This window comes from Nocardia sp. CDC153, assembly GCF_035818515.1.
GTDB lineage: Bacteria > Actinomycetota > Actinomycetes > Mycobacteriales > Mycobacteriaceae > Nocardia.
On the sequence record NZ_JAYKYU010000007.1, the window covers coordinates 214,758 to 237,018 of the forward strand.

Consider the following 22,261-nt stretch of genomic DNA (forward strand, 5'->3'; position numbering starts at 1 on the left):
CATGAGCGATCCGCTGGTGCTGTTGGGGGAGGTACGCACGGCACTGCTGCCGAACTCGGGGGCGCTGGCGGCGCGCGAGGCGTCGGCCCTGTTGTCGCTGCTGCCGGGTCAGCGCGTGCTGATGCGGGAACGACCACTGGCACTGGCGATTTCGCCGAGTTCGGCGGTCGGTGTGGACTGTCGGCTGGCGTCGACCAAGGAGACGCGGGCCATCGGGACGGTGGCGGCGCACGCCGTGCTGGTCGGCGGCCGGGTGGCGCAGAGTTCCGCGTGCTCGACGGTGGTGCGGGCCGCGGACAAGAATCGGCGGCCGTGGTCGCACTATCTGGCCCAGGTCGGGACGGTGGAGGTGTGGCACCGAATCACCGAGGACGCCCCGGCGGCAGTGGATCTCACCGAGGGCTTCCTCGGCGGTTCCAGCGCCACCACCTTGGATCTGGGCTCGATCAGCGACCGTCTGCTCACCCGGGTGCGCACCGATCGGCGGCTGGACCAGGATCCGCCGGTGCGGTCCAGCGCGACCCGATTGCGGTGGGCCGCGCGGGTCGCGCCGCCGCTCGGGGGCAGCGTGCGCGAACGCGCCCACCTGTCCTTCCGGCTGGAGGACGAGACCACCCGGTCGGTGCAGATCATTGTGCCGTCGATCCGGGAGCTGGGTTTCGTGCAGCGCTTCTGCGAGGATCTGGCGGTCCACGACTGGCTGCTGTCGGTGCTCGGCGCGGCCCTGTCCGAGGCCGATCGCCCCATGCCCGAACGGGATTCGACCGCGGCGCTGGCCCCGCTGCTCGAACAGCTGGTGCACCTGTGGATGCCCGGCGCGCACACCCCGCCCAAGCTGCGCGACCTGTGGACCCGGCTGGAATCCGATCCCGGCTTCACCCGGCAGTGGACGGCCCAGGTGGGTCAGCTGCGCGACCGTCTGGCGGTGGCGACCCTGGAGGCCCTGCGCAGCTCCAAGATCAGCACCATCCAGTGGTAGCCGGTGGTGGCTGGGCTCAGAGTCGGAACCAGCGGCGCACCAGCAGGGCGAAGAACACCGACATGGTGACCGCGCCCAGATAGCTCTCGATCACGAAGATGGCGCGCCCGCCCACCCGGAGATTCTCGGTGTCGCCGACGCCCAGGGGATTCAGGTAGTTCATGAGCACCTGGAACACCGTGACGGCGGGCGGCTGATCCGCCCGCAGCAGCACGGCCACCACGAACACCAGCAGCTGGCAGGCCACGAACCACAGCATTCGGAAGGGCCGATACCCGTAGCCGCAGATCAGGTCCGGCACCAGCCCGCCGACGCGCTTCCAGCCCACCGGCTGCGCCAGCCGCCGCGCCCGCGCCAGGGCCAGCCCGCACCGGTCCTCGGCGTCGGTGTCCTCGTCGATGCGGTACAGACTGCCCGCGCGGCGGTAGGCCAGCGCGGCGTGCGCGGGCAGCCCGGCCTGGACCAGCGGCGGACCCAGGCGCTCGTACGCCTCGGCCAGTAGCCGGTTCTGGGTGCGGCTCAGGCGCAAGGGACCCCGGAACTCGACCTCCGCCGCGATCAGCGCGGCTAGGAGCACCGCCACCGGGAGGGTCTCGGCGGACGCGGTGGCGGTGTGCTCCAGCACCGGTGCGTAGAGATGGGTGAAGACGAGACTGTCACCGGCCCTGCGGATTCCGGGCGGATCGTAGGTGGCCACCACCGCCTCGGTGTGCCGGGTGAACAGGTCCAGCAGCGGCTGTTCGGTGGCGCGGCGGCGCAGGCGGTGCGGCTGCTCGAGGAACTCGGTGACGCCCTCGGCGTAGGTGGCCGCGTGCCGTTCGATGCGCATGCTCATGTCCGCCACGAATGGCGAAGAGGGCGCGCTTTTCTCGAGCATGATCAATGGTAGATCTTGTGTACCAGGACATCTCGGGGCTCGTCGGCCCCGAAGTAGGTCGCCTCGTGGTGCGCCCAGACGAAGCCGACCTCCTTGTAGAGGTGGTAGGCCGTGCGATTGGCGGGCTTCACGGTCACGAAGACCTGGTCCGCGCGGGCCCGACGGCATTGGTCCAGTGCGGCTTCCAGCAGCGCCCGGCCGTAGCCCTGGCCCCGGCAGTCGGCGGCCACGGCAAACCCGAGGAACCATGCCGCGCCTGCGCCGCCGATGGCGGTGAGGACGTAGCCGCACACCTCCCCCGCCTCTTCAGCAACCGTCCAGTTTGCTCCGTGTAGCTCGAAGAGTTGGCGCAGGACGAAATACGGATACGCCAGGTGCGCGAACTCGGACACCTCGAGCGCATGGATGGCATCCAGATCCGCCAGCGACGCGGTCCGGCACGCCGGCACATACGGCTGTTCGAAGGCCAACAACGGTGTTCCCCTTCACCCCTGGGCACGCCGCGGGTTCGGGCGGAACGCGCGGTGGATTCCAGGGTAGGCGTCGCACCGGATCTTGGGTGCGGTTCGGCCGCCCGCCGTCTGTGGAGCGGGCGGGCCGAACCGCGCTGCAGCACGCGATGGGGACTGCGCCACCGTTCCCGGAGGTTAGGCGCGGGGCGTTCGAAAGCGCTGTGCGGCAGCGTCTATCGCGGCCGGGGGCCTTCCCCGGTACACCCCGGGCCGCGAAGTCTGAATTGTCCGTTGCTGTGTGGTTCCCAGGCGGTGCCGCAGGGCGGTGCGGACGTCCAGGGCCAGCCACAGCAGGCGGTGCACCAACCGGTCGTATCGGGTCGGCGCGGGGTGGGCGGTCATGGCAATGCGCGCTCGTCGAGCACGCACCGGCCCTCCTCGACCAGGATGGCCCGGGCGCGCCTGCGCACCTTGCACGTCGCCACGGTGCAATCGAGGTGCAATTGCATTGCGGCATGGGCTTGTTCGACGGACATCACACCCGGATCACGGCGGCAGCGCGACAGACCGGCGATGTGCATATTGAGGGACGTCAGTTGCATGTCCAGACCACTCCAGTTCCCACTAGTTCCTGAAGTGCCCGGAGACTCAGGAAAGGAAAGGGGCCTAGCTACGCGCTCCGGGCACACATCTAGCACACCACGAGCAGACGCCAGGCGGGCGAATTTCGAGAAGGAGAACGCAAAATTGCGCGAATTCCCAGCAGCGAATCCACCTGGGGGAGGACGATTCTCCATAGTGGACGAGGCCCTCACCGCTGAGCAGCCCCGATTCACGCCAACCCCGATCCATGCCCGCGACCGCGAATGGAGCGTGTTGTGTCCGAAGGTCCCGCGTCATCCACCCTGCCTCGCCGCCAACTCGGCCGTTATCTGCGCGACTGGCGCATCCAGGCGGGCCTCACCATCGCCGAAGCCGCCAAGCTGATGGAGTGGGGTGCGAGCACCTTACAACGCTTGGAAAAGGGCAATGCCGATCGCATCCGGACCATCGACATCCAGGAGCTGTGCCGGATCTACGGCATCCCCGCCGAAATCGCCGAGGGCCTCAAGGGTTTGGCACAGCAGGCCGCGGTGAAGAGTTGGTGGCACTCCTACGGCGATCTGATTCCGGAGAACTTCGACGTCTACGTGGGCCTGGAGGCATCCGCGCAGCAGTTGTCGTGCTACCAATCGGAATTGGTGCCCGGTCTGCTCCAGACCGCCGAGTACGCAAGGGCTCTGAACCGCCTCGGCTATCCGGAGGAGACCGCCGCGGAGGTCGATCGGCGCGTTCAACTGCGCATGCAGCGCCAGGCCATGATCACCCGTCAGGTGCGCCCCGCCACCATTGCCATGGTGTTGCACGAATCGGTATTGCGCCGCCTGGTGGGAGGTGCAAGGGTGATGGCGGCGCAGGTGCGGCATTTGGCGGAACTGAGCACCCGGACCAATGTCGCCTTGCGCATCCTGCCCTTCGCAGCCGGTGTCCCCCTGGGACTTTCGACCGGCCCGTTCGTGATTCTGGAGTTCGGAACCGACAGCAAGGGGCAGCCGGTGGAGCCCCCGGTGGTCTATGTGGAGGGGTTCACCGGCGATCTGTATCTCGAAAGACAGGGCGACGTTCAGCGGTACCGCCGGGCGCAGGCCGGGCTGGAACGCTGCGCGCTGGACGTCCAGGACAGCAGAAACCTGCTGCGGCAGGTGGCGAAGGAGTATTCGGCATGAGTGTGGAACTTTCCGGGGCCCGCTGGTTCAAGAGCAGTCGCAGCGGGGCCGGTAAGGAATGCGTCGAGGTGGCCTGGCTGGCCGCGGGCCGGGTCGGCGTGCGCGACAGCAAGAATCCCGCCGGCCCGGCGCTGGTATTCGGCGCGGCGGAATGGCGTTCGTTCACCGCGGGTATCGAAAGTGGTGTTTTCGACTTGTGATTCGCTGATCGAGGGTTCACGGGCCCCGACCCGTGAACCCTCGCGTCATAGGATTGCGACGACGCCGAGGGCGACGGCGGCCACGAGCACGCCGATCGCCAGTGCGGGCATCAATGCGCCGGTAAGTACGTATACGCCCATCGCCGATACCGCGAAGAGCATCCCCACGATCAGCCGTTCGACCCAGTCATCGGGACCCATTTTCCGGTACCGGGGACGAGCATTTCTCAGTCCACGGTCCACGAATAGTTGGATACCCATGCTTAGCCGGGGCAAACATGGTTTCGTTGTCGAACGGCCACCGTTTCGTGATCAATCACCAACTCTGTAAATCCCGTGCCCCCGCGCTGATGCGCGGGGGCACGGGGCGAGGACTCAGAGGTGTTGGTTCAACGCCGGAACAGCTTGTTGCCCAGCCACACGACGGGGTCGTATTTGCGGTCCACCACGCGTTCTTTCATGGGAATCAACGCATTATCGGTGATCTTGATGTGCTCCGGGCAAACCTCCGTACAACACTTCGTGATGTTGCACAGGCCCAGGCCCGCGTCCTCCTGCGCCAGATCACGGCGGTCGGCCACATCGAGGGGATGCATTTCGAGTTCCGCGATGCGCATCAGGTAGCGCGGGCCCGAGAATGCCTGCTTGTTGTCCTCGTGATCGCGCACCACGTGGCAGGTGTTCTGGCACAGGAAGCATTCGATGCACTTGCGGAATTCCTGCGAGCGTTCCACATCGGCCTGCGCCATGCGGTAGTCGCCCGGTTTCAGATCCACCGGCGGGGTGAAAGACGGGACTTCGCGCGCCTTCTGGTAGTTGAAGGACACATCGGTGACCAGGTCGCGGATCACGGGGAAGGTGCGCATGGGCGTCACCGTCACCACCTCGTCCTGGGTGAAGGTCGACATGCGCGTCATGCACAGCAGTCGCGGCCGCCCGTTCACCTCCGCCGAGCACGAACCGCACTTGCCCGCCTTGCAGTTCCAGCGCACCGCCAGATCCGGCGCCTGGGTGGCCTGCAGCCGGTGGATGATGTCGAGCACCACCTCGCCCTCGTTCACCAGCACGGTGAAGTCCTGCAGGCCGCCGCCCTCGGTGTCGCCACGCCACACCTTGAACTTCGCCTCGTAACCCATGGTTATTCCGCCTTTCCGGCGTCGTCTCGCAGCGCTGCGAGATCCGCGGAGGTGTAGTACTTTTCGAGCTCCGCCAGGTCGAACAGCCGGAGCAGATCCTCGCGCATGGGCACCTGGGACTGCGGGGTGACCGTGACGGCGGGCACCGAGAAGCCGACCTCGTCCGGGTCGACGGTGCAGACCAGCAGCTTGTTGCGCCACGCCGGATCCATGCCCGGATGGTCGTCGCGGGTGTGTCCGCCCCGGCTCTCGGTGCGCAACAGCGCGGCCTGGGCGACGCATTCGCTGATCAGCAGCATATTGCGCAGATCCAGGGCCAGGTGCCAGCCCGGGTTGAACTGCCGGTGCCCTTCGACGGTGACGTGGTCGTAGCGGTCGCGCAGCTCGGCGAGCTTCTCGATGGCCTGCTTCAGCTCGTGTTCCTTGCGAATGATGCCGACCAGATCGTTCATGGTCTGCTGCAGGTCCATGTGCAGCGTGTACGGGTTCTCGCCCGGACCGCCCTCGCTCGGCGGATCGAACGGTGTCACAGCGGCTTTCGCGGCCGCGGCCAGATCGGTGTCGGAGATCTTGGGCCGCGCCGCCAGATTCTCCACATAGGTGGCCGCGCCCAGTCCCGCGCGTCGCCCGAACACCAGCAGATCCGACAGCGAGTTGCCGCCCAGGCGGTTGGACCCGTGCAGCCCACCCGCGCACTCACCGGCCGCGAACAGCCCGGGCACCGTGGCCGCCTGGCTGTCCGGATCGACCTCGATGCCGCCCATGACGTAGTGGCAGGTCGGACCCACCTCCATGGGCTCCTTCGTAATGTCCACGTCCGCAAGCTCTTTGAACTGGTGGTGCATGGACGGCAGCCGCTTGACGATCTGATCGGCGGGCAGGCGCGAGGCGATGTCGAGGTACACGCCGCCGTGCTCGGTGCCGCGCCCCGCCTTCACCTCTTCGTTGATCGCCCGCGCCACCTCGTCACGCGGCAGCAGATCCGGTGTGCGCCTGGCGGAGTCGTTGTCCTCGAGCCACTGATCCGCCTCCTCGATGGTCTCGGCGTACTGCCCCTTGAAGACCGGCGGAATGTAATCGAACATGAACCGCTTGCCCTCGGAGTTCTTGAGCACTCCGCCGTCGCCGCGCACGCCCTCGGTGACCAGGATGCCCTTCACCGACGGCGGCCAGACCATGCCGGTCGGATGGAACTGCAGGAACTCCATATTGATCAGCGACGCCCCGGCCCGCAGCGCGAGCGCGTGCCCGTCGCCGGTGTACTCCCAGGAGTTCGAGGTCACCTTGTAGGACTTGCCGACACCGCCGGTGGCGATGACCACCGCGGGGGTCTCGAACAGGATGAAGCGCCCGGACTCGCGCCAGTAACCGAAGGCCCCGGAGATCCGGTCGCCGTCCTTGAGCAGTTCGGTGATGGTGCATTCGGCGAAGATCTTGATCCGCGCCTCGTAGTCACCGGTCTGCGCGAAGTCCTCCTGCTGCAGCGAGACGATCTTCTGCTGCATGGTGCGGATGATCTCGAGCCCGGTGCGGTCGCCCACGTGCGCGAGCCGCGGGTAGGTGTGGCCGCCGAAGTTGCGCTGGCTGATGCGGCCGTCCTTGGTCCGATCGAACAGCGCCCCATAGGTTTCCAGCTCCCAGACCCGGTCGGGCGCCTCCTGGGCGTGCAGCTCGGCCATGCGCCAGTTGTTGAGGAACTTGCCACCGCGCATGGTGTCCTTGAAATGGACCTGCCAGCTGTCCTTGGAGTTGGCGTTGCCCATGGCGGCCGCGCAGCCGCCCTCGGCCATGACGGTGTGCGCCTTGCCGAACAGGGACTTGCAGACCACCGCCACCGACAACCCGTGTTCACGGGCCTCGATGACCGCACGCAGACCGGCGCCACCGGCACCGATCACGACCACGTCGTACTTGTGCCGCTCGACTTCAGGCATGGAACCGAATACTCCTGGGAGACAGAGGAATTGGAAGCTATGGTGCTCAGCCGATGAGGCGCGGGTCGCTGATCGTCCCGCTCGCGACGAGCATCACGTAGAAATCGGTGAGGACCAGCGTGCCCAGCGTGGTCCAGGCCAGCTGCATATGACGGGTGTTCAGCTTGGACACCACCGTCCAGAACCGGTACCGCACCGGATGCTGCGAGAAGTGCTTGAGCCGCCCGCCCGCGATGTGGCGGCAGGAGTGGCACGAGAGCGTGTATGCCCACAGCAGCAAGGCGTTTCCGGTGATGATCACCGTGCCCAGGCCGATCCCGAAACCGCCCGGCGCGTGGAAGGAGATCACCGCGTCGTAGGTGTTGATCACCGAGATGATCACCGCGACGTAGAAGAAGTAGCGGTGCGCGTTCTGGATGATCAGCGGAAGGCGGGTCTCCCCGGTGTATTTCGCGTGCGGCTCGGCCACCGCGCAGGCGGGCGGCGACATCCACACCGACCGGTAGTAGGCCTTGCGGTAGTAGTAGCAGGTGAGCCGGAACAGCAGCAGGAACGGCAGCACCAGAAAGCCCAGCGGAATCCACATGGGCAGGTGGCCGATCGGCGTGCCGAAATGGCTGGAGCCCTCGACGCACGAGGCGCTCAGGCACGGCGAGTAGAACGGTGTCAGATAGTGGAAGTCCGACACCCAATACGCGGTGCGCACAAAGGATCTGATGGTCGCGTAGATGACGAACGCCGCGAGCCCGAGCACCGTCATCAGCGGCGGCAACCACCACTGATCGGTGCGGAGCGTGCGTGCCGCGATGGCGGCGCGACCACGACTGAAAACCCCGGTTGTGCTCGATTCGGAAACCTTGACTGGTGCGGCGCTCAACGCTGGATGCCTCGCTGCTCTACCCCGTGGAACGTCATCGTTACCTCCGGCATCGAATGTGATGGTGAGCACCCTACGACAGCGGCGCTATCACTCGAGCCGGCAACAGCTATTTCGTGACCCAGTGATTTGCGCCACATTTCCTGCGGTGACCAGCGATTCGTTTGCTTAGTGAACAAACGGCAATCTTGCGAACTTCACGGCGTGTCAGAAAGATTCGGATTTCGGACACCACGGGGTGTGGCGAACCGGCTTTTCGCGGTTACACACCGTCACACAGCAGCAACAACCGTGTGGTGGCCTGTCCCCTGGGCTGGACAAATCCGACAGGGGAACCGGCGATGAGGGTTGAAGGGAGCCGGTGATGAGACGAGCGGCGATCGTCATGCCGATGCGTACGCCACTGGGTCGCACGGGTGGAGCGCTCGCGGCGGTGCCGCCGGATCGGCTGATAGCCACGGTGTTATCGGCGGTGCTCGGGCGGTCCGGTCTGGACCCGCGACGGGTCGACCAGCTCGTCACCGCCACCCCCGACGCCGAGGCGGTGCTCGGCGCGGCGACCGCGGTCGGATTGCCTTCCGAGGTCGGCGATTTCGCGATCGGCGACGGTCCCGGCGCCGGCCTGCGCGCCCTGATCACCGCGTCCATGCTGGTGCACACCGGCGCGGCCGACGTGGTCCTCGCGGTCGGCGCCGAATACGCGGGCGCCCCGGCCGAAGCCACGGCGCAACCGCCCAGCGCACCGCGCCCCAGCGTGCCGCCCCGCCGCGTGGACGACACCGAACCGACCACCGACGAGCAGATCGCGATCTGGGCGGCCACCGAACCGCAACGCGGACAGGCGGATTCGCTGCGCGCCGAACGGCTCGCCTACGACCACGGTCTGACCCGCGGCGCGGCCGACGATTTCGCCGCGGCCAGTCACCGCCGCGCCGCCCGCGCGCACCGGCAGGGCATCTTCGGCACGGAGATCGCGCCCGTGGTGGTGTGCGCCGATCCCCACGATCCGGATTCGGCGGTCGTGCAATTGGTCGACCGCGACGAGGGCCTGCGCGACGACGTGTCCGCCCGCGCCTTCGCCGCCCTCGCCCCCTTCCTGCCGAACGGCGTCACCACCGCCGCCAACAGCAGCACGCGCGGTCTCGCCGCGAGCGCCTGCCTGGTGGTGGCCGAGGAGCGGCTGGTGGATCTGGGCCTGGAACCCCTGGGCTACCTGGTGGATTGGGCCTCCGCCGCCGCGCCCGCCGACGCGCCGATTCCGGCCACCACGCCCGCTGTCTCGAAGGCGCTGTGGCGCAGTGGATTCCAACTCGGAGATCTGGAGCTGCTGGAGGTGGAGGAGACCTCCGCGGTCGACGTGCTGGCCCTCACCCGCTCGCTGGGCCTGCCGGATTACGACCCGGATCTGGTGAATGTGCACGGCGGCGCGATCGCGCTCGGCGATCCGGGCGGCGCCGCGGGCCTGCGCATGGTCACCACCATGCTGCACGAATTGTCCCGCCGCGACGGCGGTCTCGGCCTGGCCGTCAGCGCCACGGGATCGGGTGGCGCGGTGGCCGCCCTGTTCGAATCACCCAACCTGGAACCGGTCGCCCAGGCCCCACTCGGCGCTCGCTTCCGGGGCGCGGGCAGCCGCCCGGGGCGGGGACGCCACCGGCACTGAAGGCAAGGGAGACTGCCGGATCACGCGCGCTGGTCGCGGCGTCGTTGCCGCTGGAACCAGAGCGGTCGTAATCCGTGCTACGAGAGTTGTTGTCCCTACTTGGTGCGGGGGCGGCTGTGGAAGCCGAGACCCTCGTCCTGCGCGCCCATCCACGCCGCCTCATCGTGCTTGGCGTCGGGGACGTAGATGATCTCCTGCTTGGCCGCCGGGGTCTCCGGGGGTGGGGCCTGCTCGAACTCGTCGGCGTCGATGACGAGCCTTTCCAGATCGTTCTCCAGGCGGCGTACCGTGCCCGCGTCTCCGTAGTGGGAACGCAATGCGCTGACGCACTGCCGGAGCTGGCCGACCGCGTAGCGGAGTTCAGCAATTTCGCTGCGTGTCATCGAAACCCTCCTCGAGCCGTGTGACAGACCACACATCGTGATCTACAACACAGTACGTGATCATGTGGGATCCGTCTTGTTCGGAAGACATATTCACAGGTCAGAGGCCTGTCATTCGGCCCAGAATTGGGCCGGAGCGCGTTTCAGATGCTCGAATCGTCCCCCTGCCGAGCGCCTCCCGGCTACCCCGCAATGGCGTACTCCGGCCCGCAGTCGGGGTCCTCGGACCGCATGGCGGCGACGGCCCGCGCGACGAGCGCCACCACCGCGGCGGCCACCTCCTCGGCGCGTTCGAGGATCACGCTGTGCCCGGCCCCGTCCAGCCGCACCAGTTCGGCGTCGTCGACCTGCGAGGCCAGCACCACCGAATGCGCGAAGGGAATCATGATGTCGGCCGAACCGGCCAGCACCAGCACCGGAATCATGCCCAGCCGGTGCAGACCGGCCGACTCGTCGAAGCGCATGAGCGATTCCAGGAAGCTGGCCATGGTCAGCAGCGAGGTGTCGTTGAGCATGGCGGTCGCCACCGCCAGCATGCGCGGGCTCACCTTGCGGGTGCCCAGGGTGGCATCGCGCATGATGGGCTCGAAGATGCGGCGCGACAGGTGTTTCGAGGCCTGCATGGCGCGCGGTGCGCGACGCACCGCCACCCGCAGCGAGCTCACCGCGGGCGCGCTCAGCAGCCGCCCCAGCCCCACCCGGGTCACCCCGCTGGCGGCGCTGGAGAGCAGCCCGATGCCGACCACCCGGGTCCCGATGGTCTCCGGGTACAGCCGCGCGTAGGCCAGCACCGTCATGGCGCCCATCGAATGTCCCACCAGCACAACGGGTCCGGTCGGCACCACGGCCCGCAGCACGGCGTCCAGGTCCCGCGCCAACTGTTCGATGGTGTAGGTGGACGGTTCGGCCGCGCCCGAATCCCCGTGTCCGCGATGGTCGTAGAACACCATGTGGGTGTCGTCGCCCCAGGCCCGCAGCAGATGCCCGCGCATGAACGCCCACGACTCGGCCCGCAGACAGTGCCCGTGGACAAAGACGACGGTGACCGGGGCATCGGCCGCCCCGAATTCGCGGACCGCGAGTGGCACGCCGTCATCGGCGCAGACGGTGATGTGGCGGCCGTCGAAATCGGCGGCGCGGGTGTCGATCGTGGACATGACGTCCTCCCGAAGAGTGCGCCTTCTTGCCCGGTTGTCGATAGAGATAGCCCCCGCGTTAACCCCCCACACCAGGCGTTATGCACAAGTTGTCCAACTGTCGCCGCCGATCTATGCAACCCTCTCGCCGGATCTACTCGACTCTCGGCAACTTGCTAGACCCGCGTAGAGATCCCTGTCCACGCGGCCGAGCTCAGGTGAATCTATCTATTTCTAGTAGATTGACTAGATATCTATAGAAATAGATGTGCAGCGGTGAATGACCGCGATGGTCACAAGAATCTGCCTCTATCTAGCTGGATGGCTAGATAGAGGCAGATTCATATGGCGATCGGTTTCGGCCTGCGCCGCTCCGGCTAGGTCGCCGCCCCCGTCCTGGTGGACGGCAGGAACGGCCGCAGCAGATTCGCCTCCTTGGAGGGACCGAACTGCCATTCGGCGATCCACGGCCCGGTCCCCTCGCTCGGGTCGAGCGCCCCCGCCTCGATGAAGCGATAGCGGCCGTCGAGCACGCCGCGGGCCAGCTCGGTCCCGGCGTCATCGGTGTTGGACCACAGGGCATTGAAGAGGTTCTCCACCCGCAGCCGGGCCTGGCGGCAGAAGACATCGGCCAGTTCCTCGGCGGCGACGCCGTCGGGATCGCCCGCCACGCGCAGGGATTGGGCGCGCACGCAGGCCGCGGCCATGGCGAACAGCTCCGCGCCGATATCGACGATGCGGCCCAGGAAGCCCTGCTTGTACTCGAGCTTGGCCTGCCAGCGGGCCATGCCGTACATGAGGGCGCGGGCCTGCTTGCGCGACATCCGCTCGACGAAGCGCATATGCCGTGCGAGCGGCCCGAATTCGCCGTAGCTCACCGGGGCGCTGCCCGCGCCGACGGTCAACTGCGGGAACCACTTGGCGTAGAAGCCGCTCGCGCCGACCGCCGCCTTGGCCTTGTCCTTGAGTTCGGCATTGCGATCGACCAGCGCACCCGCGGCGGCCATGTGGGCATCGGCCATTTCACGGGCGATGAGCAGTCGCATGATCTCGCTGGAGCCCTCGAAGATGCGGTTGATGCGCAGATCGCGCACCAATTGCTCGGCCCCGACCGCTCTTTCGCCGCGCGCCTGCAGGGACGCGGCGGTCTCGTAACCGCGCCCGCCGCGGATCTGCACCAGTTCGTCGGCGATATCGCAGGCCTGCTCGGAGGCCCACAGCTTGGCCAGGGCGGCCTCGATGCGAATGTCGTTGCGGTTCTCGTCGCACATGGTGGCCGACAGGTCCAGCACCGACTCCAGCGCGAACGTGGTCGCGGCGATGTAGGCGATCTTCGCGCCGACCGCGGCGTGCTCACCGACCGGGCGGCCCCACTGCACGCGGGTGGCCGACCATTCCCGCGCGATCTTCAGCGACCACTTGGCCGCGGCGGTGCACATGGCCGGAATCGCGAGGCGTCCGGCGTTCAGCGTGGTGAGCGCGATCTTGAGCCCGTCACCCTCGCGTCCCACCAGATTCCGTTTGGGGACACGGACATTGTGCATGCGGGTGACGCCGTTCTCGATGCCGCGCAGGCCCATGAAGGCATTGCGCCGCTCCACGGTGATGCCCGGGCTGTCGGCCTCCACGATGAAGGCGGAGATGCCGCCGCGGTGCCCCTCGCTCTTGGGGACGCGGGCCATCACCACGAGCAGTTCGGCCACCACGCCATTGGTGGTCCACAGCTTCACGCCATTGATCTCGTAGGCCTCGCCGTCGGCGGTGGGGGTGGCGGTGGAGGCCATGCGCGCCGGGTCCGAACCCACGTCGGGCTCGGTCAGCAGGAAGGCGCTCACCGCGCCTTTGGCGCAGCGCGGCAAGAACTCTCGCTTCTGCTCCGGGGTGCCCGCCAGTTTGAGCGGCTCGGGGACGCCGATGGACTGGTGCGCCGAGAGCAGCACGCCGAGGCTGGCGTGCGCGGAGCCGACCAGCATGAGCGATTTGTTGTAGCCGACCTGGGACAGCCCGACCCCGCCGTACTCCTCGGGAATCTTGAGCCCGAAGCAGCCGAGTTCGGCCAGCCCGCGCACGTATTCGTCCGGAATCCGGCCCTCGGCCTCGATGCGCTGGCCGTCGATGGTCTCGCAGAACGCGCTCAGCCGCTTCAGATAGGCCTCGGTCTTGGCGGCGTCCGCGGCATCGGGGCGCGGGAACGGATGGATGAGGTCGAGCCGGAACCGTCCGAGGAACATCTCCTTGGCGAAGGATGGCTTGGCCCACGTGGTTTCGCGGGACTCCTCGACCAATGCCCGGGCTTGTTCTTCGGTGGCGTCGACTTTGGCGTGAGTCGCCATGATGTCCTCCTCGACCGTGATGAGAATCACATTCGAGTGTAGGAGCCTTTGTTACCCACCGGTAGGGGCCGGCAAAGATCGAAATCCCTTGTCGGACAATGATCTTGAAGTGTCAGCAACTCTCCAGCACTCGTGCCCGCCGCCCTTCGGGCGGCGGGCACAGGGGGAATCGAGAAGGGCTACTGCACACTCCGCAGGTATCGGCCGAAATGCGGGACGGTGAAACCGATGCTGCCGCGCTCGGCGGAGTAGATGAGGCCCTTCTTGATCAACCCATCTCGGGCCGGGGACAACGAGGCCGGTTTGCGTCCGAGTTCGGTGGCGACGGCCGACGTCGCCACCGGGCCGTCGTCGCCGGACAGATCGGCCATGGCGCGCATGTATTCTCGCTCCGCCGGGGTCGCCCGTTCGTAGCGGGAGCCAAAGAAACCGACCGCCAGTTCCTCTTCGGCGGCGGGCGCGGCCACCGCCACATCCTCGGCACTGATCGGGCTCTGCGCCGCCGCGTCCCAGGTCGCCTTGCCGTAGGCCTGCACGAAATACGGGTAGCCGTCGGCCTTCTTGTAGAGCGCGTCCAGGGCCTCCTCGCTGTACTTCACGTGCTCCCGCTCGGCGGGCGCGATCAGGGCCTGATCCGCCGACTCCCGATCCAGCCGGTCGATGCGGTGATAGGAGAACAGTCGCTCGGAATAGCTCTTGGACGCCGACAGCACCGCGGGCAGATGCGGCAGCCCCGCCCCGACCACGATCAAAGGCGCGGCGTCCTGGCTCAATTCGTGGCAGGCCCCGCAGATCGCGGAGATGTCGGCCGCCCCGAGATCCTGCATCTCGTCGATGAAGATGGCGATGCCGATGCCGATATCGCGCACCAGCGCCGCGGCCTCCATGAGCAGCTCCACCAGATCGATCTCGATATCCCCGGAGTCGGCCCGCCCGGTCACCGCGGGCACGTCGATGCCCGGATTCCAGCGGTCGCGCATGCCCTTGTCGGCGGTGGAGCGCAGCGCGAAGGCCTTGAGAATCCCCAGGAAATCGTCGACCTGCTCCGGATTGCGGTGCGCGACAGCGATGGAGCGCACCGCCATGTGCAGCGCGGAGGCCAGCGGTCGCCGCAGTTCCTGCTCCGGGCGGGCCTCCAGCTTGCCGGTGCCCCAGCCGCGCGTGCGGGCGGCCGAGCGAAGCTGATTGAGCAGCACGGTCTTCCCGACCCCGCGCAGCCCGGTGAGCATGACGCTGCGTTCCGGACGCCCCCGGGAGACCCGTTCCAGCACGATGTCGAAGGCGTCGAGTTGCTTGTCGCGGCCCGCGAGTTCGGGTGGCCGCTGCCCCGCGCCGGGCGCGTAGGGATTCCTGACGGGGTCCATGCCGCCCAACCGTAGCGCGGGAATCGCCGATTATCCGGGCATCTATCGACGGTGCTAGACGCAGCTATCGATCGGCATACGGCAGTGATCGAGTTAGTGCCCGTGCTGTCCGCGGGTATCTCTACCCTTATGCCTGATTCGTTGGGATCCAGCGCAGGAGGGTTCATGTCGGAAGAAGCCGTACCCACCGTCGCGGAGGTGGTCGAATCCTGGAACGTGCCCGCCGAGGCGATCGTCGCCGCGCGCATCCGCAACAACATTCTGGTGGCCATCGAGCGCGGCTACGACGATCCGCAGTTGGTGGCGGACCTCGCGGTGGGTCCGCTGGTGATGGCGTTGGGGCAGTTGGAGGTGGACCTCGCCGACGCTCGCCGCCGGATCGCCGAGCTCGAGCGAGTGGTGGAGGCGAAGGGTTGATAACGGCCGAGTCGATCACCTATACCAACTCGTGATCTGGGGCCCTATACACCGAATTGCCCCTTCAGCGGGGCGTTTTGGAAAAGGTGCGACACACCCCTCCCGTCGGGTGGACAACCGGCGGGGCTAGTCGTAATCTTCTCGTGACTTAGCGGAGTCTGTTGCTTCATCGGAGAGGCAGCCCGCGACGTTACAGCAGCAAGATCGGAGATGCGGCTCAGTGGGTAAGCACAGCTTGCAGCGGGAATCTCGGCTTCCGAATTCCGTGAAGGGTGCCATCGTCATGGGTGCGATGGCCGCGACGACGACCGGCGCGTTCCCGGCGATCACCGCCACCGCCGCCACCGTCGAGATCCCCGGCATTGGAAACTTCGACGTACCGGACGATTTCGCGCCTCAGGTGCAGCAGTTCAACCAGACGGTCAAGGACGCCGAGACGGCGCTGCAGACCCCGGGCGGACTGGGCGGCGGCGCTCAGGTCGGCGCCCCGGCGGTCGCCCCGGCTCCGCAGTTCCAGCTGCCGTCCCTGTTCAACAAGCCCTCCAGCGTCGGCGACATCGCGCTGCACGCCGCCGAGACCAAGGTCGGCGCCCAGTACTCCTGGGGCGCGACCGGTCCCTACTCCTTCGACTGCTCCGGCCTGGTCCAGTGGGCCTACAAGCAGGCCGGAATCGACCTGCCCCGCACCAGCTTCGAGCAGTCCAATGTCGGCGCTCCGGTCGCCTTCGAGGACCTGCAGCCCGGCGATATCGTCGTCACCAACGGCGGCGGCCACGTCGGCATCTACGCCGGTGACGGCAAGCTGCTGAACGCCGTGCAGACCGGCACCCCGGTGTCCTACACCAACCTGCACCCCAGCCAGGTCGTCACCGCCCGCCGCATCCAGGCCTGACGCGAATGCGTCACGCCCGAGCGACAGCGTAAGTGGCGCAATTGCGCCCCGGTATTCGCAGTATTGTTGCGTTGTGACTTCCGCTCCTTTGAGCACTACGGCCCAGGCCCGAGTTGATTCTTGGACCTGGGCCGTGCGCATTTTCAAGACGCGCTCGGCGGCGGCCGCGGCCTGCCGCGCGGGACATGTTCGGGTCAATGGCGTACCGGTGAAGCCCGCGCACAGTCTGAAGCCCGGCGACGAGATCCGCGTTCGCGTCAATGGTTTGGAACGCATCGTCATCGTCGAGCAGCTCATCACCAAGCGGGTCGGCGCGGCCGTCGCCGTGCAGTGCATGATCGACAAGAGCCCGCCCCCACCCGATCCACAGATCGCCGCCCTCATGCCGCGCCGGGACCGCGGTGCGGGCCGACCGACCAAGCGCGAGCGCCGCGAGACCGACCGACTGCTCGGCCGCGACCAGGACTGATCAGTTCTTCGAATTCCCCTGCCGCTCACCCGAATCGCCCGATTGCGTGGTGGCGGCCGTGCGCGCTCCCCAGGCGGCCGCGGCAATGGTGACCAATGCGCCGAGCATGAGTGCCGCCGGTTCGCCGGGTTTCAGGACGTGCAGCTGGGTACCGACGGTGACGGCCGCGACCGGGACGCCGATCTGGGCCGAGGCGATGGCCCCGAGCGGAATCGGTTGTCCCTGCAGGCGCATGAGCGCGTGGGCGAGGACCGCGGCCACACCGAGCATCAGGCCCAGCAGGATCAGATAGGGGTGGTCGCCGAACTCGCGCAGGTTCAGGCGCGCGCCGAGCCAGACGAAGAACAGGGGAGCCAGGAAGCCGTCGCTGAGGGCGAAGAGCTGTTTGGCGACCCGGCGGGGCTCGCCGACGGCCGCCACCGCGAGGCCGAGGGCGAAGCCCGCCAACATGATCGACACGTGGCTGCGGGTGGCGAGCGCGCCCAGGGCGAACAGCAGCGCCAGGCTGACCCGCAGCTCGAGCGCGAAGCCACGCTCCTCGGACACCCGGTGCAGCCGATGCCGGATGCCTGAGTCCTCGAGCCAGCGCAGGAAGTAGTACACGGCCACGGCCGCACCGCCGACCAGCACCGCGCCCAGCGCGGCCCGACCCGCATTGCCCGGATCGATCACCAGCGGCAGCGCCACCACCGCCGCCGCGTCGGCCAGGGCGACCTGGGCGGTCAACTCCAGCACCGGTTTTCCGCTCAGCCCCTGCGAATCGATGATGGGCAGCACGATGGCCGCCGAGGAGGAGGCGATCAGCACCGCGTAGAGCAGCCCGTGCCCGGTGTCGAACCAGACCGCGATGCCCTGCCCCGCGACCACGGCCAGCAGGCCGACCAGTACCGCGCGCAGCGCGCCCCGGCCCAGCGCCGACCGAATCGAGGCGTCGCGCACCGGTACGTGCGTGCCCGCCACGAACATGACCACCGCGAAGCCGACGTCCGCGAGGAAGGTGAAGGTCGGATCGGTCGGGTGCAGCAGTCCGAAACCGGTGGCCCCGAACACGATTCCGGCCAGCAGCTCGCCGAGGATGACCGGCAGGTGCCAGGACTGCCGCCAGGCCAGCCAGGGTCCGGCCAGCCCGATCACGGTAATGAGGGTGAGGGTTTGAAAGGTCACGGCGCCACCATGGCGTCATCATTCCCGCACGACCGACCGGTAGCCCACCGACACGCGGTCTCAGGCCGCGGGCCCGACCTCCCACTCCACGCAGATCACCCGCCGATCCGCCTGCGCCGCGGCCAATTCCCGCACCGCCCCGGGCCCCTCCGATCCGAGCGCCGAGGTCAACAACACCGTGAAATCGGTCGGATCGGCCGCGGTCAACTCCAGCAGATTGGCCGCGGCCACCAACCGCGACTCCCCGGACGCGTGCACGATTCCCCGAATCGGTGCCCCGCACTCGCGAATATCCTGCAATGCCGTGGCCAGATCGGTGGGATCCGCGCAGTCACAGCGCATCAAGACGATCCGATCCTCCATCCCCGCCAGCGACCCCGGCAGCGGCCGCGGTGTTCCGGTCAGTACCACCACATCCCGCGCCCCCGCCGCCAGCAGCCACCGCACCGCGGCCTCACCCTGCACCCCCAGCCCGCCCGCCACCACATACGCGCCATCAGGCCGGATCTCCACGGCGGGAAAGGCCGGGGTCATCGGATCACCGGGCGGATAGACCGTGGTCCCACCTCCGCTCCACCGCGTCTCGCCGCCGAATTCGCCTCTGCTCCATTGCCTTTGCGGTGGCGCGGCCGTATGCGCCCCGAGCGCGGTCCAATCCACCGCCCGCCCGTCGAGATACAGCCGCGCGATGGTTCGCAGAAAGCTACCCGCCTCGTCCTCGCGCGTCAGCACGCCCTGCGTGCCCTCCCGGAACGGTGCGCGCTCCCGCAGCCGAGGTGTCAGCACCGGGTGCGGCCCGACTTCGAGCACCATCGAGAGGCCGTCCGACGCGGCAGCCTCCAGGGCCGATGCCAATTCGACAGTGCCGGAAGCATTGTCGGCCCAGTACTCACCATCCAACCGGGCATTCGGCGGAGCACACCTGTTCGCAGCGGCCGCTCGGGGTATGAGGCTCGAGGTGTCGAGGTCGGTCGTCGCGTCGCTGTTCCCCGACGTCCGCAGTACCAGCCCGCGACGAGCCGTCGAATACAGCGGTCGCCAGGGTGCTTCCGGTGCGAGATCACCCAGCACGCTGAGCAATTCGCCGGATCGGGCCCGGATCCTCGGCAGATGTGGCGGTATGGGAATGGCGTCGGCTGCGATGCGTTGCGCGAAGATGGCCCGGCGGTGGGCGCGGCGGACGAGCGCATCGATATAGCGGGGCTCGCCGGATACGGTGATCGCGGTCGGTCCGTCCACCGCCGCTATCGCCACCTCGGCGCGCATGGGTTCGACCAGCCGCAGCACTTCCGCGCGCGTCGCTTCCAGCGTGGCAGCGGCTCCGCCCGGACCGGCTCGTTCCACCAGCCGCGCCCGGGCCACGGCCACTCGAGCACCGTCATCCAGTGACAGCGTTCCGCAAGCGACCGCCGCGGCGATCTCGCCGACCCCGTGTCCGGCGACCGCGTCCGCGCGAATCCCCCACGAATCGAGCAATTCGGCCAGTGCCACCTGAAATACGAACAGGGCCGACTGCTCGAAAACCACCTCACCCCCACCGAATTCGCCTGCGCCATCGTCGTATCCGAGCGTGGCCGGACCCGTGCCGGGATCGCCCCCGGAGATGCCGGAAATACGTGGCCTGCGGCAGGAATTCAGATCGTTCGGATCACCCGGCCTGGGTGCCGACGCCGACCGGTTGAATCCGTGGCGAGGCGTCCAGACGCGCGGGCCATCGGCCGCGACGACGGCGTCGACGGCTCGGGTCAACGCGGTTGCGAAGACCGGGTATCGGGCCGCGAGGGCGCGACCCATGCGCGGATGGCCGCCGCTCCCGGAGAACAGGAGCAGCAGGCCACCTTCGGGTTGTGCCTGTTTCGGGTCGAATACTCCGTCGGTCGCCACGAGGGGCGGTGTGGGCAGGCGGCCCGGTGCGGGGGTGGTGGCGGCGATCCGGCGGGCCAGCGTGCGCAGCTGGGTCGCGGCCTCGGCCGGATCGCGGGCGAGAACGGCGGCGCGGGTGGGCTCGGGGACCAATCGTGCGGTGGCGGCAGCGAATTCGCGCACGGAGCGATACGAACCCGCGGCCACGGCCCAGCGCAGCGCGAGGTGGTGGACAGTGAGCGGGTCGCGGCCGGTGACGGGGATGAGGATGGGGGGCTCGTCGCCGCGGTCGAGGGCGCGGTTTCCGTTCGCGTGGTCCGGGTCGTCCAGGGCGATGTGGGCGTCGAGGCTGCCCGCCTCCGGGAAACCCAGTGCGGGGCCGCCGATTTCGGCGTAGCGGCGAGTGCGTGAGCGGAGGGCGTCGGCGGTGCGCTGGAGCACCAGGACGGTGCAGATGCCGGTGCTCGCTCCGGGGGTCTCGCCACGCGGCAAGGGAATGCGAAGGTCCGAAATGTCCGGTAGCAGAGCGAGATCCACTCCACCCGCGAGCACGAACGGCACCGATTCGTCGGCGAGCAGGCGGACTCCCATATCGACCGCGACCAGTGGTGACGCGCGCTGGCTGTCCACGGTCAGGCTGGGCCCGCGCAGGTCCAGGGCCTTGGACAGGTGGTGGGCGCTATTGGTGCCGCCGATCGCGCCGAAGATGACCGCGGCGTGCGATCCCCGCGCCAGGCAACCCAGACCCGAATCGTCGAGGGCCTCCACGGCGACCTCGAGATTGGTGCGCTGGCGCGGGGTGAGCCCGGCGGCCTCGAGCCGGTCCATGCCGAACCATTCGTGGTCGAAGTCCAGGCCGGTGGCCCGGCAGCCGACGCCAACGATCGACACCCGTGGGAAAGGGGTGGAATCGGTCGATGCTCTCGTACTCTGCCGCACAGGAAGCCCTCCCGTGTCCGCGCGCTGTCGGCCGCCGAGGTACCTCCGGCGATTCTGCCAAGATTTCGCCGCGCTCAGAAGGGCTTTGGCCCATGATGCTCAGCAGGGCTTTGGCCCATGATTACGAGGCCGTGGCCTCCCGCGCCTGAAAGGGATGGTCGAAATCCTCGGCCGTGGCGTGGGTGCTGAAGAACCGCAGGGCTAGATTCACCGCGTCCTGCTCGGTGTACACACCCGAGATGGCCATGGTCCGGCGCAGCGCGTCGTCGTCGAGATAGATTCGAGTGATTGCCATTTCAGGCACCTCCGCCGCATCCGTCGTGTACTGAAAAGCATGACGGATCCCGCAGGCGGTGATAGTCGAAATGACCAGAGCCCCCGGCGCGGAACCGGGGGCTGCTGTCGTAATTGTCTGGGACGTACGGCCTTTGGCCGGTTTTATCCGATCATGCTCGCGAGCCGCTGGCCGATCAACGCCTCGGCCTCGGCCACCATGCGGGAGACCAGTTCGCCGCAGGTCGGAATGTCGTCGATGAGGCCCTGCACCTGACCGGCCGACCAGATGCCCGCGTCCAGATCGCCCTCCTCGAACACGCGGCGGCCGCGCGCACCGGCGACCAGATCCCGCACGTCCTCGAACTTGCCGCCCGCCTTCTCGATCTCGACGACCTTGCGGCTGATCTCGTTGTCGGCCACCCGCGCGGTGTTGTGCATGGTGCGGAAGATGAGCTGCGTGGCCCGCTCGGAGTTGGCGACGATCTGCTCCTTGACCGTCTGGTGAATGGCCGACTCCTGCGTGCACATGAAGCGGGTGCCCATGTTCACGCCGTCCGCGCCCAGCGCCAGCGCCGCGACCAGACCGCGGGCGTCGGCGATGCCGCCGGAGGCGATGACCGGAATGTCGAGGGCCTTGGTGGCGGCCGGAATCAGGATCAGGCCCGGCACATCGTCCTCGCCCGGGTGGCCCGCGCATTCGAAGCCGTCGATGGACACGCCGTCCACGCCGATCTTCTGCGCCTTGAGCGCGTGCCGCACGCTGGTGCACTTGTGCAGCACCTTGATTCCGGCTTCCTTGTAGTACGGCAGGAAGGGCTCCGGATTGGATCCGGCGGTCTCCACGATCTTCACGCCGGATTCGATGATGGCCTGCACGTACTCCTGGTACGGCGGCGGGTTGATCGACGGCAGGATGGTGACGTTCACGCCGAAGGGCTTGTCGGTGAGTTCGCGCGCGCGGTCGATCTCGCGGCGCAGATCATCGGGGGTGGGCTGGGTGAGCGCGGTGATGATGCCGAGGCCGCCCGCCTCGGAGACGGCGGCGGCCAGTTCGGCGCGGCCGACCCACATCATGCCGCCCTGCACGATGGGGTGTTCCACCCCGAAGGTCTCGGTGAACCGTGTCTTCAGTGCCATTGGC

At 67.9% G+C, this 22,261-nt stretch carries 22 protein-coding genes; 7 read left to right on the forward strand and 15 right to left on the reverse strand.

Annotation, left to right across the window (positions count from 1 at the left end; all coding sequences use genetic code 11):
* Position 1 precedes the first annotated feature (1 nt).
* The gene (locus VMT65_RS34185) at positions 2-979 is read left to right on the forward strand and encodes an SCO2521 family protein (protein ID WP_326312806.1); all 978 of its coding nucleotides are present in this window, start codon (positions 2-4) and stop codon (positions 977-979) included.
* Positions 980-995: 16 nt separating this feature from the next.
* Here VMT65_RS34185 and VMT65_RS34190 read toward each other — a convergent pair whose 3' ends face one another.
* The 3 genes from VMT65_RS34190 to VMT65_RS34200 all read right to left on the reverse strand — a co-directional run bounded on the left by VMT65_RS34190 (position 996) and on the right by VMT65_RS34200 (position 2,910).
* A complete protein-coding gene (locus VMT65_RS34190) occupies positions 996-1,856 on the reverse strand; it encodes a hypothetical protein (protein WP_326312807.1) in 861 nt (286 codons plus the stop codon).
* Between the two features lie 2 nt (positions 1,857-1,858).
* A complete protein-coding gene (locus VMT65_RS34195) occupies positions 1,859-2,329 on the reverse strand; it encodes a GNAT family N-acetyltransferase (protein WP_326312808.1) in 471 nt (156 codons plus the stop codon).
* Between the two features lie 377 nt (positions 2,330-2,706).
* Complete coding sequence (locus tag VMT65_RS34200; protein ID WP_326312809.1) at positions 2,707-2,910, reverse strand: hypothetical protein; 204 nt, start codon at positions 2,908-2,910, stop codon at positions 2,707-2,709.
* 276 nt (positions 2,911-3,186) lie between these two features.
* Between VMT65_RS34200 and VMT65_RS34205 the strand changes: the two genes are divergently transcribed.
* Together VMT65_RS34205 and VMT65_RS34210 are read left to right on the forward strand one after the other, a co-directional pair.
* Positions 3,187-4,074, forward strand: a complete 888-nt coding sequence (locus tag VMT65_RS34205) for a helix-turn-helix domain-containing protein (RefSeq protein ID WP_442790354.1) — start codon at positions 3,187-3,189, stop codon at positions 4,072-4,074.
* Entirely contained in the window at positions 4,071-4,274 is a 204-nt protein-coding gene (locus VMT65_RS34210) for a DUF397 domain-containing protein (RefSeq protein ID WP_326312811.1), read from the forward strand. The genes VMT65_RS34205 and VMT65_RS34210 overlap by 4 nt, the downstream gene beginning before the upstream one ends.
* A gap of 45 nt (positions 4,275-4,319) precedes the next feature.
* On the opposite strand, the gene VMT65_RS34215 is transcribed toward VMT65_RS34210, so the two are convergent.
* The 4 genes from VMT65_RS34215 to VMT65_RS34230 all read right to left on the reverse strand — a co-directional run bounded on the left by VMT65_RS34215 (position 4,320) and on the right by VMT65_RS34230 (position 8,221).
* Positions 4,320-4,517 carry a hypothetical protein gene (locus tag VMT65_RS34215; protein ID WP_326312812.1) on the reverse strand — a complete coding sequence of 66 codons (198 nt, stop codon included), beginning with the start codon at positions 4,515-4,517 and terminating at the stop codon, positions 4,320-4,322.
* A 146-nt stretch (positions 4,518-4,663) separates the two neighbouring features.
* A complete protein-coding gene (locus VMT65_RS34220; RefSeq protein WP_326312813.1) occupies positions 4,664-5,410 on the reverse strand; it encodes a succinate dehydrogenase/fumarate reductase iron-sulfur subunit in 747 nt (248 codons plus the stop codon).
* A 2-nt stretch (positions 5,411-5,412) separates the two neighbouring features.
* Positions 5,413-7,344 (reverse strand): fumarate reductase/succinate dehydrogenase flavoprotein subunit, encoded by a 1,932-nt coding sequence (locus VMT65_RS34225; RefSeq protein ID WP_326312814.1) that lies wholly within the window; start codon positions 7,342-7,344, stop codon positions 5,413-5,415.
* 46 nt (positions 7,345-7,390) lie between these two features.
* Positions 7,391-8,221, reverse strand: a complete 831-nt coding sequence (locus VMT65_RS34230) for a hypothetical protein (protein WP_326312815.1) — start codon at positions 8,219-8,221, stop codon at positions 7,391-7,393.
* Positions 8,222-8,585: 364 nt separating this feature from the next.
* On the opposite strand from VMT65_RS34230, the gene VMT65_RS34235 reads away from it, so the two are divergent.
* Positions 8,586-9,884 carry an acetyl-CoA C-acyltransferase gene (locus VMT65_RS34235; protein WP_326312816.1) on the forward strand — a complete coding sequence of 433 codons (1,299 nt, stop codon included), beginning with the start codon at positions 8,586-8,588 and terminating at the stop codon, positions 9,882-9,884.
* A 95-nt stretch (positions 9,885-9,979) separates the two neighbouring features.
* On the opposite strand, the gene VMT65_RS34240 is transcribed toward VMT65_RS34235, so the two are convergent.
* The 4 genes from VMT65_RS34240 to VMT65_RS34255 all read right to left on the reverse strand — a co-directional run bounded on the left by VMT65_RS34240 (position 9,980) and on the right by VMT65_RS34255 (position 15,100).
* Entirely contained in the window at positions 9,980-10,267 is a 288-nt protein-coding gene (locus VMT65_RS34240; RefSeq protein WP_326312817.1) for a hypothetical protein, read from the reverse strand.
* Positions 10,268-10,449: 182 nt separating this feature from the next.
* A complete protein-coding gene (locus tag VMT65_RS34245) occupies positions 10,450-11,424 on the reverse strand; it encodes an alpha/beta fold hydrolase (protein WP_326312818.1) in 975 nt (324 codons plus the stop codon).
* A gap of 356 nt (positions 11,425-11,780) precedes the next feature.
* A complete protein-coding gene (locus tag VMT65_RS34250) occupies positions 11,781-13,736 on the reverse strand; it encodes an acyl-CoA dehydrogenase family protein (protein ID WP_326312976.1) in 1,956 nt (651 codons plus the stop codon).
* Between the two features lie 179 nt (positions 13,737-13,915).
* Positions 13,916-15,100 carry an AAA family ATPase gene (locus tag VMT65_RS34255; protein WP_326312819.1) on the reverse strand — a complete coding sequence of 395 codons (1,185 nt, stop codon included), beginning with the start codon at positions 15,098-15,100 and terminating at the stop codon, positions 13,916-13,918.
* A 165-nt stretch (positions 15,101-15,265) separates the two neighbouring features.
* Here VMT65_RS34255 and VMT65_RS34260 point away from each other — a divergent pair, with 165 nt between their 5' ends.
* The 3 genes from VMT65_RS34260 (at position 15,266) to VMT65_RS34270 (ending at position 16,878) form a co-directional block, all read left to right on the forward strand.
* Positions 15,266-15,517, forward strand: coding sequence for a hypothetical protein (locus tag VMT65_RS34260; RefSeq protein ID WP_326312820.1), 252 nt, complete (start codon positions 15,266-15,268; stop codon positions 15,515-15,517).
* Between the two features lie 283 nt (positions 15,518-15,800).
* Positions 15,801-16,409 (forward strand): C40 family peptidase, encoded by a 609-nt coding sequence (locus VMT65_RS34265; RefSeq protein WP_326312821.1) that lies wholly within the window; start codon positions 15,801-15,803, stop codon positions 16,407-16,409.
* Positions 16,410-16,497: 88 nt separating this feature from the next.
* Positions 16,498-16,878, forward strand: coding sequence for an RNA-binding S4 domain-containing protein (locus tag VMT65_RS34270; protein WP_326312977.1), 381 nt, complete (start codon positions 16,498-16,500; stop codon positions 16,876-16,878).
* On the opposite strand, the gene VMT65_RS34275 is transcribed toward VMT65_RS34270, so the two are convergent.
* The 4 genes from VMT65_RS34275 to VMT65_RS34290 form a co-directional block, all read right to left on the reverse strand.
* Entirely contained in the window at positions 16,879-18,042 is a 1,164-nt protein-coding gene (locus VMT65_RS34275; protein WP_326312822.1) for a cation:proton antiporter, read from the reverse strand.
* Between the two features lie 60 nt (positions 18,043-18,102).
* Positions 18,103-20,796 carry an acyltransferase domain-containing protein gene (locus VMT65_RS34280; protein ID WP_326312823.1) on the reverse strand — a complete coding sequence of 898 codons (2,694 nt, stop codon included), beginning with the start codon at positions 20,794-20,796 and terminating at the stop codon, positions 18,103-18,105.
* 169 nt (positions 20,797-20,965) lie between these two features.
* The gene (locus VMT65_RS34285; protein ID WP_326312824.1) at positions 20,966-21,139 is read right to left on the reverse strand and encodes a type II toxin-antitoxin system VapB family antitoxin; all 174 of its coding nucleotides are present in this window, start codon (positions 21,137-21,139) and stop codon (positions 20,966-20,968) included.
* Between the two features lie 143 nt (positions 21,140-21,282).
* The gene (locus tag VMT65_RS34290) at positions 21,283-22,257 is read right to left on the reverse strand and encodes an NAD(P)H-dependent flavin oxidoreductase (RefSeq protein WP_326312825.1); all 975 of its coding nucleotides are present in this window, start codon (positions 22,255-22,257) and stop codon (positions 21,283-21,285) included.
* Positions 22,258-22,261: the final 4 nt, after the last annotated feature.